This window comes from Mycolicibacterium tusciae, assembly GCF_002086795.1.
Classification (GTDB): Bacteria; Actinomycetota; Actinomycetes; order Mycobacteriales; family Mycobacteriaceae; genus Mycobacterium; species Mycobacterium tusciae.
In genome coordinates, this window is sequence record NZ_MVIM01000015.1 from 38242 (window position 1) to 51141 (window position 12900).

Sequence of the window (12900 nt, forward strand, 5' to 3'; positions counted from 1 at the left end):
TCATGTTCTCCTTCATCCGGCGCCGGACCTACACCAGCGCACTGCCGTTGATCATCGTGCTGCTAGGTGTGTTCCTGCTCGCCCGCCTCACCGGTGACCCCACCAACCTGTACCTGCCCGAGTCGGCGACACCCGAACAGCGGGAAGCCTTCGCCCAGGCCAACGGTTTCGACCAGCCGGTGTGGACGCAGCTGGTCGACTACTTCAAGGGCGTTCTGCACTTCGACTTCGGCACCTCACTACGCACCGGTGAATCCGCCTCCGAGATGGCGTTCCGCGCGTTCCCCGCAACGCTGCAGTTGGCTTTCACCACAATGCTTCTCGCCGTCGTCGGCGCCATCGTGATCGGCTGCTGGGCCGCCTACCGGCCCAACTCGCTGGCCGACCGCTTCTCGAGCCTGCTGTCCATGACCGCCGCATCGATCCCCGACTTCTGGTTCGCGATCACCGGCGTCTGGCTCTTCGCGGTACTGCTGGGCTGGCTGCCCACCTCGGGTGTCGACAGTGGCATCCTGTCCTGGATCCTGCCGATCGCGACACTCATGATCCGCCCGCTCGGCGTACTCACCCAAGTCGTCCGCGGCGCAATGGTTTCCGCGCTCTCCGCGCCGTATGTGCGGCTGGCCCGCAGCAAGGGCGCCAGCGACTTCCGCGTCGTCAGCCACCACGCGCTGCGCAACGCCGCAGCCCCGGCGCTGACCGTCGCGGGCGACCTGGCCGTCGGTCTGATCAACGGTGCGGTCGTGGTCGAGGCCATCTTCGGCTGGCCCGGCATCGGCAAGCTGATGATCGACGCGATCCTGCAACGCGACTTCGCAGTCCTGCAGGCCGCCGTCCTGCTGACCGCCGTGAGCATCTTCCTGCTCAACATCTTCATCGACGCCTGCTACGCGCTGCTCGACGCTCGCGTCCGCGAACCGGTAATGGCCTAGGAGCACAACGACATGAGCACTGGAATCGACCTCGTTCCCGTCAAGCCGACCACCGCCATCGTCGGCGAACCTGGGCAAGACGGCGCCAAAAAGGGCATTGCATCGAAGTGGTTCCGGATGCTGGTCAACGACCGCGTCGCCGCGGCCGCTGCCCTGGTGCTGGGAGTCGTGTTCCTCACCGCGACCTTCGGCCCGATGCTCGTCGGCGATCTCGCCACCGACATCGACCTCGACAACTCCAACCAGGCGCCGTTCACCCTCGCGCACGGCTGGGCCAACTTCCTCGGCACCGACCCGCTGGGCCGCAGCATGCTGGCCCGGCTCATCGTTGCCTGCCAGACGACGCTGTCGGTCGCGATTCCGGCCGTGGTGATCTCCGCGATCGTCGGCTCGGCCATCGGCATGTGGGCCGGGTACTACCGCGGTTGGCGCGAGACCGTCGCCATGCGCGTCGCCGACGTGATCATGAGCTTCCCGTCGCTGCTGCTCGCGGTCGTCGTCCTATACGTGTTCTCCCCCAGCGCCGCGAACATCGTTCTGGTGCTGGCGATCACCCGCATACCCGTCTACCTGCGGACCGCACGCGCCGAGTCCGCGGAGCTGCAGAGCCGGCTGTTCGTCGACGCCGCGCGGACGTTCGGCGCACCGGCCCGGTCGATCATCTTCCGCCACGTCCTGCCGATCGTGCTGCCGACGCTGCTGACCGTCGCGACGCTGGACTTCTGCTACGTCATGCTGGCCGAGAGCTCGTTGAGTTTCTTGGGCATCGGCATCCAGCCGCCCGACGTCAGCTGGGGCCTGATGGTCTCGCAGGGCCGCACCTACCTGCACACCGCGTGGTGGTTGTCGTTCTTCCCGGGCCTGGCCATTGTCATCACCACCGTGTCGGCCACGATCCTGGCGGCCTGGGCCCGTATCGCCACCGATCCCGGGCAGCGGTGGCGCCTCACCGTTCCGCAGAAGCGCCTGTCCCGCTTCGCCAAGACCACGTCACGCATCTGAAAGGCGCCTCATCATGACCGCCGCAGTAGACCACAAGCCCGGCGTCCGCCAGACCGACGCCCAACCCGTGCTAGACGTCGACGGCATGAGTGTCGAGATCCGCACCATCAACGGCACCGTCCGCGCCGTCAACGAGGTCAGCTTCACCGCCCGCCGCGGCGAAACCCTGGCCCTGCTCGGCGAATCCGGCTGCGGCAAGTCGATGACCGCCACCGCGCTCGTCGGTCTGCTCGAACCCGTCGCCGACGTCGTCGAAGGTTCCGCCACCCTCGGCGGTGTCGACCTCTTCCAGGTCGGTCGTGCCAAGCGACGCGAAATGGCGGGCACCGAACTGGCGATCGTCTTCCAGGACGCCCTCACCGCGCTCAACCCGCTCTACACCGTGGGAACCCAACTGGCCGAACCGTTCCGGATCCATCACAACCTGTCCGCGAAGGAAGCCAAGCGCAAGGCCGTCGAGCTGATGACGCGCGTCGGCATCCCGCAGCCCGAATCGCGGCTGAACTCCTACCCGCACCAGTTCTCCGGCGGCATGCGCCAGCGTCTGCTCATCGCGATGGCCGTCGCACTCAACCCGAGCGTGCTGATCGCCGACGAACCCACCACCGCACTCGACGTCACCGTGCAGGCGCAGATCATGGCGCTGCTACGCGACCTCCGCACCGAGTTCGACATGGCTGTCGTCCTGATCACCCACGACCTGGCGCTGGTCGCCGAGGAGGCCGACCGCGTCGCGGTGATGTACGCAGGCAACATCGTCGAAACCGGGCCGGTGTCCGGGGTTTTCGCCAACCCCAAGCATCCCTACACCAAGGGGCTGCTGAACTCGGTGCCCGTCAACGCCCGCCGCGGCGACGACCTGAAGTCGATCGGCGGATCACCGCCGGACCTACAGGCCATCCCCGACGGTTGCGTGTACCAGGCCCGGTGCCCGCTGGCCCGCGAACTCTGCGCGAGCAAGCGACCCACACTCGACACCGTGCAGTCCGGCCGCAACGCCGCCTGCCACTTCCCGGAAGAGGTTGCCAATGTCTGAGTCCGCCAACCTGCTGGAGGTCCGCGACCTCCGCAAGTCCTTCCGCGTCCCGGGCGCGGGAAAGAAGAAGCTGTGCGCGCTCGACGGCATCACGCTCGACCTCAAGCGCGGCGAAACGCTGGGCCTGGTCGGCGAGTCCGGCTGCGGAAAGTCCACGCTGGCAAGGACATTGCTGATGCTCGAGCGTCCGGATGAGGGCAGCGTGCGCTTCGACGGCATCGACCCATTCAGCCTGCGCGGCAAGGAGTTGCTGAACTTCCGCCGCCGGGTGCAGATGGTGTTCCAGGACCCGTACGCCTCGCTGAACTCGCGCATGTCGGCAGGCGACATCATCGCCGAGCCGTGGCGCAGCCACAAGGACATGTACAAGGCCCGCAAGGACCGCGAGATGCGGGTGCGCGGTCTGCTCGACCTCGTCGGGCTGGGCGCCAAGGCCGCCGACAAGTATCCGCAGGAGTTCTCCGGCGGCCAGCGTCAGCGCATCGGCATCGCCCGCGCGCTCGCGCTCGATCCCGACGTGATCATCTGCGACGAGCCGGTGTCCGCGCTGGACCTGTCGGTCCAGGCTCAGGTGCTCAACCTGCTCAACGAACTCCAGCAGCAGCTGAGCATCAGCTACATCTTCATCAGCCACGACCTGTCGGTGGTCCGGCACGTCGCCGACCGCGTCTCGGTGATGTACCTCGGCCGCATCATCGAAAACGGGCCCACCGAGTCGGTTTTCGACCGACCCAACCACCCGTACACCGCGGCGCTGATGTCGGCCGCACCCAAACTCGACAGCGCACAGCGCAAGGACCGCATCCTGCTCAAGGGCGAGGTGCCGTCACCGGTGAATCCGCCTTCGGGCTGCCGATTCCGCACGCGCTGCTGGAAGGCCACCGAGATCTGCGCGACGACCGCTCCCCCGAGCGCGGTCGACCCGGAGGTCAGCGGCCACGCCGCCGAGTGCCACCATCCCCTGCTGACGGAAGGCAGCATGCTGGCAACGGCATGAGTGTCTGGGGATATTGCATTGTGGCGGCGACGATCATGTTGGCGTCGGCGCTGCAGGCGTCGATCGGATTCGGCATCGGTCTGCTCTCCGCACCGATCATCGCGCTCGTCGACCCTGCCCTCATTCCCGGCACCCTGATCATGGTCGCCACCCTCGTCACGCTGATCGTCGTCGTGCGCGAACGCGAAGACATCGATCTGCACGGGACGAAATGGGCGTTGATCGGTCGGGTTCCCGGCACCGTCGCCGGTGCACTGCTGCTCACGGTGCTGCCCGAGCGTGGTCTCGCGATCATGCTCGCGCTCGTGGTCCTCGCCGGCGTCGGATTGACCACGTTCGGCTGGATCCCGCTGCCGCGCAGGCGGAATGTCGTCCTGGCCGGCGCGGCCTCGGGCGTACTCGGCACCGCCACAGCGATCGGCGGACCACCGATGGCGCTGATCTGGCAGCGCAAAGAGGGTGCCGGGCTGCGCGGCACGATGAGCGGATTCTTCCTCGTCGGCTCCATCCTGTCGATCGCCGCGCTGGCCGCCACCGGCGCCGTCAACGGCCACACGATGGTGATGTTCGCGGTGCTCGCTCCGGCAGCGGCCATCGGATATCTGATGTCGCGACGGCTCAACCACGTACTCGATCCGGCACGGCTGCGGTGGGTGGCCATCGGGGTTTCGGCACTGGGTGCGGTCCTACTGATCGGCCGCGAACTCTTGGCGATCGGGAGCTGAGATGTCTGAAGAAGTTGTCGTACGTAAGGTCAAATCCGCTGTGCGGACGGTCGAACTCTTGGAGTTCCTGGCGGCCCGCCATGACGAGCCGGCGCGGCTACGCGAGATCAGCAATGCGCTCGCCATGCCCCGTAGCAGCGCACATGCCCTGCTGCGAACGCTCGTCGCACAGGGCTGGGTGCGCACCGACGCGACAGGCACCCAGTACGCGATCGGCGTGCGCGCGTTGTTGGTCGGCACCAGTTATCTGGACAGCGATCCGTACCTGCCGCTGATCACCCCGTTTCTCGACGACCTCCGCACCGATCTGGACGAGACCTTTCACGTCGGCAGGCTCGACGGCACCGACATCGTGTACCTCGCGACGCTGGAGTCGAAGAGCTACACGCGCACCGCTAACCGCGTGGGCAGGCGGTTGCCCGCCTACGCCACCGCGCTCGGGAAGTCGCTTCTTGCCGAACGATTCGGCACCGAGCGCGACGAACACGTGCCGTCCGCGCTCAAGCCCTTGACCGACAAGACGATCGTCGACCGCGCCGCCCTGGACGCCGACCTCGACAACGTCCGCATTCGCGGCTACGCCACCGACGACGAGGAGAACACCTCGGGTCTGCGGTGTTTCGCCGTCGCCCTGCACTACTGCCAGCCCGCACAGGATGCGATCAGCGCGTCCGTGCCGCTGGACCGATTGACCCCGCAACGCGAACGCGAGATCGCCGACGCGCTGCGCACCATGGGAGACAAGGTGTCTCGCGTGGTGCGCCCCCTGGCCAACGGCGACAAGTGGTTCGCAACCGAAGTATCAGGAGACTGACTGTGACAACCCCCATGAGGACGCCGACAATACGCGACATCACCGTGACGCCGATCGCCGGCCGCGACAGCATGCTGCTGAACCTCAGCGGCGCACACGGCCCGTTCTTCACCCGAAACCTGCTGATTATCACCGACTCCGACGGCAACACGGGCGTCGGCGAGGTCCCCGGCGGCGAACCGATCCGGCGCACCCTCGAAGACGCCCGCACCATCATCTCCGGTCGCAGCATCGGCGAGTATCACGCGATTCTCAACGACATCCGCCGCGCGTTCGCCGACCGCGACGCCGGTGGCCGCGGCGCGCAGACGTTCGACCTGCGCGTGGCCGTGCACGCCGTCACCGCCGTGGAGTCGGCGCTGCTCGACCTGCTCGGCCAGCATCTCGACGTTCCGGTCGCGGCCCTGCTCGGCGACGGCCAGCAGCGCGATCGCGTACAGGCGCTGGGGTATCTGTTCTTCGTCGGCGACCGCACCAAGACCGACCTGGCGTACCGGTCGCCCGCCGACGAGGACGCCGCGGCCGACGATTGGCTCAAGCTACGGCACGAAGAGGCGCTCACCCCGGACACCGTCGTGCGCCTCGCCGAAGCGGCCGCGACCCGGTACGGCTTCCGTGACTTCAAGCTCAAGGGCGGGGTGCTGCCCGCGCCCGACGAGGCCAAAGCCGTCATCGCCCTCAAAGACCGCTTCCCGGAGGCGCGAATCACCCTGGACCCCAACGGCGGATGGCTGCTCGCCGACGCCATCAAGACGTGCCGCGAGCTCACCGATGTGCTCGCCTACGCCGAGGATCCGGTCGGACCTGAAGGCGGGTTCTCCGGCCGCGAGGTGATGGCAGAGTTCAAGCGCGCCACCGGCTTGCCCACCGCGACCAACATGATCGGCACCGACTGGCGCGAATTGGGCCACGCGATCCGTGCCAACGCGGTCGACATCCCGCTCGCCGACCCGCACTTCTGGACGATGGCCGGCTCGGTGCGCGTCGCGCAGCTCTGCGAGGCGTGGGGGCTCACGTGGGGGTCGCACTCCAACAACCACTTCGACGTCTCGCTGGCGATGTTCACCCACGTGGCCGCCGCGGCACCTGGTGACATCACCGCGATCGACACCCATTGGATCTGGCAGGACGGGCAGCGCATCACCAAGCAGCCGTACGAGATCGTCGACGGCTACCTGACAGTGCCCGAAAAGCCCGGTCTCGGTGTCGAACTCGATAGCGCGGCCGTCGCCGCCGCACACGAGTTGTACCAACGCGAGGGACTGGGCAGCCGCGACGACGCGCTCGCGATGCAGTACCTGATCCCCGGCTGGACGTTCGACAGCAAGCGTCCGGCGCTTCAGCGATGAAAATCGTTGTTGCCGACACGAACCTCACGCCGCATCGCGAACGATTCGAGGCGGCGTTGCCGGGGGGCGTGGTCGTCCAGTGGCACCCGGGCGGTGTGCCGCTGGGCGACTTGCGCGACGCCGACGTGCACATCGGGAGCCGGTTCACCGCGGAGATGGCCTCGGCGGCAGAGAAGCTTCGGCTCATCCACGTCGCAGGCGCAGGCACCGACAAGGTCGACTTCGGCGCCGTTCCCAATGGAGTGCTGGTGGCCAATACGTTTCATCACGAACGGTCGATCGCCGAGTACGTCGTCGCATCGGCCGTCATGCTGCGCCGCGACTTTCTGGCCCAGGACCGTGCCCTTCGGCGAAACGCGTGGGCGACGTCGGTCTACGACCCCTCGATCCCTCAGCTGCCCACCCTGGGACAGGCCCACATCGGCTTCGTCGGCTTCGGGCACATCGGACAGCAGACGTGGAACCTGTTCCGCGCCTTCGGGTGTACCGCTGCGGCGGTGACGGGATCGGGTCGCGTGCCGGCCTGTGGACTGTCCTGGGCAGCCGACGCCTCCCAGTTGAACCGGCTGATGCACGAGTGCGACGTGGCCGTGGTGTCGGCGCCGCTGAACGAGCACACCGCCGGAATGATCGGCGAGGACCAGTTGAGCCTGCTCGGCGCCGACGGCGTGCTGATCAACGTCGGCCGGGGTCCGCTGGTGCAGGAACAGGCGTTGTACAATGCGTTGGCGGACAACGTCATTCGGGCCGCAGCGATCGACGTCTGGTACCGCTACCCGACGGCCGGCGGGGTGAGCGCGCCGAGCCACCTACCGTTCGCGGATCTGCCGAGCATCCTGATGACGCCGCACTCCTCGGGCGTCACCAGTGACACGTTCGCCGGTCGCGCCGACGACATCGCTGCCAACGTCGGACGGCTGGACCGGGGCGAGCCCCTGAAGAACGTGGTCGCTCACTAGTCCTCGTCGGCTCGACGCAGCGCCACTTCCTCGGCCAGATCGTCGACGCGGTCGGCGTGGGCACGCTTGTCCACGGCGTCGCTGCGCTTCTCGGCAGCATCGTCCAGCTCCGACTTGGCGACGGCGGTCACCGATTTCTCGGTGGCCGTGATGGTCTGCTGCTTGGCGCGTTTCGCATCTTCGACGCCCGTCACCTTGCGCGCGGCCTCCTCGTCGATGCGTCGCTTCGTATCGGCCGACCGCTTCGCTGCGGAATCCGCGGCCTCGCGCTTGCGCTGTTCGGCAGCCGATCGCGCCTTGTCGACCTTGCGCTGCGCCGCTTTACGGGCCTTGCCCGGCGCGGCGATGACGCCTTCTTGCTTCCGGCGCAGTTCCTCGTCGGCCTGCTTCTTCTTTCGCGCGGCTTCTTGGTCGAGCCGAGTGGCTTCTCCGAGTGCCTCGCTGCGCTCCATGAGGGCAGTCCCGCGCCTTCCGACTTCGGAATCGCCCAGCGCATTACCGACCGCGGCGTCCACAGCACCCACCGAACGCTCGTAGAGCAGCCGTCCCGGTGCCTCCGAGTCGACGCGAGTGAGCACGCGCTGTTCGAAGAGGCGCAACGGTGCGCGGGCGATCCGGTACTGGAGCCTTAAGGCCGCAAACGGAATCTCGGTGATCTTCATCTGTCGCTCCTATCGGTAACCGTGGTCACGCCTGATCCGAGTGGTCGATGACCTCCGCGCGGCGTCTCAGCTGATTCGCCTCGGCCTGCGTCGAAACGGCGTCGCTCACGGCATGTCGGTGCTCATCGACTGCATCGCCGTACTCGTCGGCGGCAGCAGCGATGCCGGCACGCTCGTCTGCTTTCGCGTTCTTCATCTGACGCTGGGCATCCAGCTCCGCCTTCGTCTGCTCACGGACTGCGTCTTGGCCGGCCGCCTCGTCGGCCGCGGCTTTGGCGACGGCTTGGTCGCCGCGTACTTGCGCGGTTGCCACCGCCGCCTCCGCGCCCGCCTGCAGTCGTTCCTCGGAGGCTTCGCGCTTGGCGTCGGCCGCGACGGATTGTGCATGCGCGGCTTGGGCATCCGCCTCGGCTTCGGCCTTGGCGGCGTCTCGGCGATCCTTGGCGTCGACCTGGTCGAGTTGTCCCTCGGCGGTCAACGAGTCGTTCCCCGTGACGGCTCCAGCGACCTCTTTCGCCTTGCCCTTGACCGCATCGAACATGGCCTTGCGGGCCTCACCCGACTTCTCGCCTTTGGTCATCGCAACTCCTCACATCGTGTTGCGATACTCATTCCACATCCGGGTCGGTTGAAACCCCGCCGCGCGCGAGATCACCGACGAAACACGCGTTTAGCTGCACATTTCATCCGAATATCGAATTGACGACCTACGCAAATTTGTTGCGCCGTCGCCGTCTCAGGTGCCCTTGTCGATCGAGTCGAACACGACCTGTGACTGCTCGAACGGCTCCGACGTGACGCCGAGCTGATTGCCGAAGGGATGGTCCAGCCAGAACACGATGAACAGCAACAGACCCAGCAGCACGGCAACGGCGCCCAACAGGCCGAAATGTGCGCGCGTGCTGCCCAGACGCATGAACCCGCCCAGCCCCAGCAGGACGACGCCACCGAACAGCAGACCCGTCCAGAGCAGGCCGGGTATGCGCGGCTTGGCATCCAGGATCCGCTGATTGCGTTCCGATGCCAGCGTGGTCAACTGGTTGAGGAAATTCTGGCTTATCGGGCTGGACGCGACGCTGGACTGCTCACTTCCGAGCACGCGGTACATCTCGTTGAGCGCGTCGCGTGCATCCTCCGTCCCGACACCGCCACTTACCGCGTTCTGCCACTCTGGGCCGGCGACGGCGTCGGTGTACTTGCGGAGCAGCACACGCATCTGCGCCTGCTCGTCCGCAGGCATTCCGACGGTCTGCCGGTACATCGTGACGACCGTCGACGCCTCGTTGTAGACGTTGGTCTCGGCCGACGAGAACTGCTCCCAGGCGACGACGATCACGAACCCGAGCAGGGCGCCGTACACCAGGCCGACGCAGGTGATGAACGGGGACAGCGCCCCGTTGTGCCCCTCGCTCACCGGGTCCGGAAGCGTGCGATGCGCCAACCACATCCCGGCCCCCGCGACCGCCACCGCCGCGATGAGACCCAGAGCCAGAAGTCCCCAGAGCCCCGCGATCCCGTATTCACCCATAGCTGCCCCTCGTCCGGTGTCGACCGCAGGTACCGCACGGCGTGCTCGGTCTGATACCCGTCTGGACGCCATGACACTCGGCGCCGGCATTGCCGGTCAGGCCGGCACCGGGATACATGCCCGACTTCGGCAAATGTGGCCGTTCTCCGTGGTCGCCGGTGCTAGGCAGTGGGAGTGGATCTGGCGAGCTGGGGCCTGGGACTGGCGCTCATAGTGCTGACCATCGCGATTCACACCACCGCAGTGGTGCTCATGGCGATCGGACTCGAGTCGAGGATGCGTTCCGGCGTCCCGAACCCCGACCGGCGGAAGGTGATTCCCGCCGTGATCGCCCACATCGGGGCCGTTGCGCTGATACTGGCAGCCCTGCACGGACTGGAAGGCGTCCTGTGGGCGGTGGCGTACTGGTGGCTGGGTGCAATCGATTCGTTCGCCCAGGCGTCGACATACGCCCTGGCCACGCTGACCACGTTCGAGTTGTCGGGACTGACGTTGCCGTCCCGTTTTCAGATGTTCAGCGCCCTGCAAGCCGTGAACGGTGTGCTGCTCTTCGGTATCAGCACGGCGTTCCTGTTCGCCGTCATACAGGTTCACTGGCGGCGCATGTTGTCCCACAGTCCTTCGGTTGCCGGCGACGAGTAGCTCACCGCGGCAGGTCAACTCGGTTCGGCGGTGGCCGATGCAGGTACATGGCGCGCGACCGTTTCGTCCAAGGTTTCACGCAGGGGGCGGATTTCGGTGAGGAGACGTTCGAGGTCGTCACGCTCGATGTGCAACACCTCGGCCCTCCCGGTCGTCGTCACGGTCGCATTGCGCAGTTTGCCGCGGCGAAGCGCGGATTCGCCGATGATCTCGCCCGGCCCGACGAGGGCGATGCGCTCGTGACCGACATACACGCCCGCTTCGCCACTGAGCAGGATGTAGCAGGCGTCCGACGGGGTGTGCTGGCGAATCAGCGGCCACGGCCCAGATGTCGAGGTGCGATGTGCCGCCTCGACGAGCTTCTTGAGGTCCGCGTCGGAGAACTTCTCGAACGACGGGAATTCCCGCAGCCGGCGGGCACTCTCCTGCTGTTCCTGCTTGCGGGCCTCAGCACTGGCGCGTTCGTACGAGCGATTGTCCATGGTCGATCCCCGATCCGCGATGTGACCCCTGACGCCGTGAGCCTATCCATCAAACGACGCGGATGCGGCCATAATCCATGCGAATCGGGCGCGCTAGCGGACCGTGAGGGTTCGTTGGCGCGCCGAATTCGCGAAATCACTGTCGATCGGAGCCGTACTCCAGCGCCGGCTCCGCCGAATCCACACCGCTCCTGCTGAGAATGGTCAGCATGTCGGGCTGCACCTCGTAGCGGGCGCCGTCGGCGGGGTTGACCGCAGTGAATCCGCCGCCCGACGGAACCGCGTTCGACAGTTGCAAATTGGCTCCGTCGCGCAGCCGCTCACCGCGGTAGTAGTACGTACCCGGTGCCGACTCACACACGACCGCAATGGAATTCGACGTTCTGATCGCCGCAGCAGGCGTGCTGCCCGCATCGCAGCGCGCGGTATGGCCGACGAACCCCTGCGCGTCCGTTCCCGACACCCCCGAAATCGGTTCGGATCTGGCCGACGTCGTGGTGGGAGTCGTGGTCGACGGCGACGCCTCGTCCGTCGGCGTGGTCGTGACCGTCGTCGTCGAGGGCGTCGGCAGCGCGAGCTTGGTCTGCGGTGCCGACCCGCCGTCGCGATCGCCGAAAACCAGCACCGTCGCGAGCACCACGGCCGCGGTGAACATCGCGATCGTCGCTGCCACCAGCGCCACCTGCGTCGGGCTGAACCGCGACTTCTTGGCCGGCGGGACGGGTGGCGGCAGCGGACCGTGCGGCTGCTGGTAGCCCGTTCGCGCCGGGTTCGGGTCGAGCGCCGAGAACTGCCTGGTGTTGCTCGGGGGAGGTGGCATCGGTACTGGGGCCGGGGTCGAATCCGTCATCGCCGCTGCAGCCGCTTTGGCCAGCTCACCGGCCGTCGTGTACCGGTCGTTCGGCTGCTTCGCCATGCCCTTCGCGACGACGTCGTCGAACGCGCGGTTGATCCCCCTGCGCATGATGCTCGGCCGCGGGGGCGGCGAGAACATGTGCGCACCCATCATCTGCCGCACATCTCCCGCCTCGAACGGGGGGCGGCCGGTCAGGCACTCGTAGAGCAGGCAGGTCAACGAGTACACGTCCGCGGCGGGCCCACCGCGACCGCCGCTGAATCGCTCCGCCGCCATGTAGGCGCACGACCCGATGACCAGCCCGGTGCTCGTCACGTTCGCCTCACCGCCACCATGCGCGATGCCGAAGTCGACCAGATAGGCGAAGTCGTCGGGCGTCAGCAACACGTTCTCCGGCTTGATGTCGCGGTGCACCAGACCGCTGCCGTGCGCCGCGTCCAGGGCCGCCGCCACCTGGCTGATGATCGACAGCGCGCGGGTCGGCGGAAGCGCCCCCTTGACCCGCAACTCGTCCTTCAGGCTGGCGCCCTCGACGAGGCGCATGTCGATGTAGAGGACGCCGTCGATATCGCCGAAGTCGTGCACCGGGATGACGTGCGGCTCCTGCAGCCGCGCGGCGACGCGGGACTCGCGGCGAAACCGCTGCTGAAAGCCCTGGTCTGCCGCTACCTCCGTGCGCAGCACCTTGATCGCCACCAGGCGTTCCCTGACGGTGTCGTAGGCGCGGTACACCTCGCCCATGCCGCCTTCGCCGATCAGCGCTTGAAGCTCATACGGTCCGAATTGCGTACCCACGCGAGTGCCGCCGTTCGGGGAACCCATGTGAATCCTTCCGTCTTTTCGGTACGCGAATTTGCAGGTCGATCCGCCGCGCTCAAACGAGTTCCCGCACCGCGCTCTTCCTTAACCCGCTCCC

General features: G+C 67.1%; 14 protein-coding genes. 9 read left to right on the plus strand and 5 right to left on the minus strand.

What is annotated here, in order from left to right; translation table 11 throughout:
• Window positions 1–2: 2 nt before the first annotated feature.
• The 8 genes from BST47_RS23020 to BST47_RS23055 are packed head-to-tail and all read left to right on the plus strand — an operon-like array spanning window position 3 to window position 7814.
• Window positions 3–932, plus strand: coding sequence for an ABC transporter permease (locus BST47_RS23020; protein WP_083127988.1), 930 nt, complete (start codon window positions 3–5; stop codon window positions 930–932).
• A 12-nt stretch (window positions 933–944) separates the two neighbouring features.
• The gene (locus tag BST47_RS23025; protein WP_083127989.1) at window positions 945–1934 is read left to right on the plus strand and encodes an ABC transporter permease; all 990 of its coding nucleotides are present in this window, start codon (window positions 945–947) and stop codon (window positions 1932–1934) included.
• A gap of 13 nt (window positions 1935–1947) precedes the next feature.
• A complete protein-coding gene (locus BST47_RS23030; RefSeq protein ID WP_083127990.1) occupies window positions 1948–2970 on the plus strand; it encodes an ABC transporter ATP-binding protein in 1023 nt (340 codons plus the stop codon).
• Window positions 2963–3967: an ABC transporter ATP-binding protein gene (locus BST47_RS23035; protein ID WP_083127991.1), complete on the plus strand. Its 1005-nt coding sequence runs from the start codon at window positions 2963–2965 to the stop codon at window positions 3965–3967. Before BST47_RS23030 ends, BST47_RS23035 begins: the two co-directional genes overlap by 8 nt.
• Complete coding sequence (locus BST47_RS23040; RefSeq protein ID WP_083127992.1) at window positions 3964–4692, plus strand: sulfite exporter TauE/SafE family protein; 729 nt, start codon at window positions 3964–3966, stop codon at window positions 4690–4692. Before BST47_RS23035 ends, BST47_RS23040 begins: the two co-directional genes overlap by 4 nt.
• A 1-nt stretch (window position 4693) precedes the next feature.
• Window positions 4694–5506 carry an IclR family transcriptional regulator gene (locus BST47_RS23045; protein WP_083127993.1) on the plus strand — a complete coding sequence of 271 codons (813 nt, stop codon included), beginning with the start codon at window positions 4694–4696 and terminating at the stop codon, window positions 5504–5506.
• 14 nt (window positions 5507–5520) lie between these two features.
• Window positions 5521–6855 carry an enolase C-terminal domain-like protein gene (locus BST47_RS23050; RefSeq protein ID WP_083127994.1) on the plus strand — a complete coding sequence of 445 codons (1335 nt, stop codon included), beginning with the start codon at window positions 5521–5523 and terminating at the stop codon, window positions 6853–6855.
• Window positions 6852–7814, plus strand: coding sequence for a 2-hydroxyacid dehydrogenase (locus tag BST47_RS23055; protein ID WP_083127995.1), 963 nt, complete (start codon window positions 6852–6854; stop codon window positions 7812–7814). Before BST47_RS23050 ends, BST47_RS23055 begins: the two co-directional genes overlap by 4 nt.
• On the opposite strand, the gene BST47_RS23060 is transcribed toward BST47_RS23055, so the two are convergent.
• The 3 genes from BST47_RS23060 to BST47_RS23070 all read right to left on the minus strand — a co-directional run bounded on the left by BST47_RS23060 (window position 7811) and on the right by BST47_RS23070 (window position 10004).
• On the minus strand, window positions 7811–8476 hold the full coding sequence (locus BST47_RS23060; RefSeq protein ID WP_083127996.1) for an IF2 family translation initiation factor: 666 nt from the start codon (window positions 8474–8476) through the stop codon (window positions 7811–7813). The genes BST47_RS23055 and BST47_RS23060 overlap by 4 nt on opposite strands.
• A gap of 25 nt (window positions 8477–8501) precedes the next feature.
• Window positions 8502–9056 (minus strand): CsbD family protein, encoded by a 555-nt coding sequence (locus tag BST47_RS23065; RefSeq protein WP_083127997.1) that lies wholly within the window; start codon window positions 9054–9056, stop codon window positions 8502–8504.
• A gap of 156 nt (window positions 9057–9212) precedes the next feature.
• Window positions 9213–10004 (minus strand): bestrophin-like domain, encoded by a 792-nt coding sequence (locus BST47_RS23070; protein WP_083127998.1) that lies wholly within the window; start codon window positions 10002–10004, stop codon window positions 9213–9215.
• 174 nt (window positions 10005–10178) lie between these two features.
• Between BST47_RS23070 and BST47_RS23075 the strand changes: the two genes are divergently transcribed.
• Window positions 10179–10646, plus strand: a complete 468-nt coding sequence (locus tag BST47_RS23075) for a hypothetical protein (protein ID WP_083127999.1) — start codon at window positions 10179–10181, stop codon at window positions 10644–10646.
• Window positions 10647–10660: 14 nt separating this feature from the next.
• On the opposite strand, the gene BST47_RS23080 is transcribed toward BST47_RS23075, so the two are convergent.
• Both BST47_RS23080 and BST47_RS23085 read right to left on the minus strand, forming a co-directional pair.
• Window positions 10661–11128 (minus strand): cyclic nucleotide-binding domain-containing protein, encoded by a 468-nt coding sequence (locus BST47_RS23080; protein ID WP_083128000.1) that lies wholly within the window; start codon window positions 11126–11128, stop codon window positions 10661–10663.
• Window positions 11129–11264: 136 nt separating this feature from the next.
• Window positions 11265–12806 carry a serine/threonine-protein kinase gene (locus BST47_RS23085; protein ID WP_083128001.1) on the minus strand — a complete coding sequence of 514 codons (1542 nt, stop codon included), beginning with the start codon at window positions 12804–12806 and terminating at the stop codon, window positions 11265–11267.
• Window positions 12807–12900 lie beyond the last annotated feature (94 nt).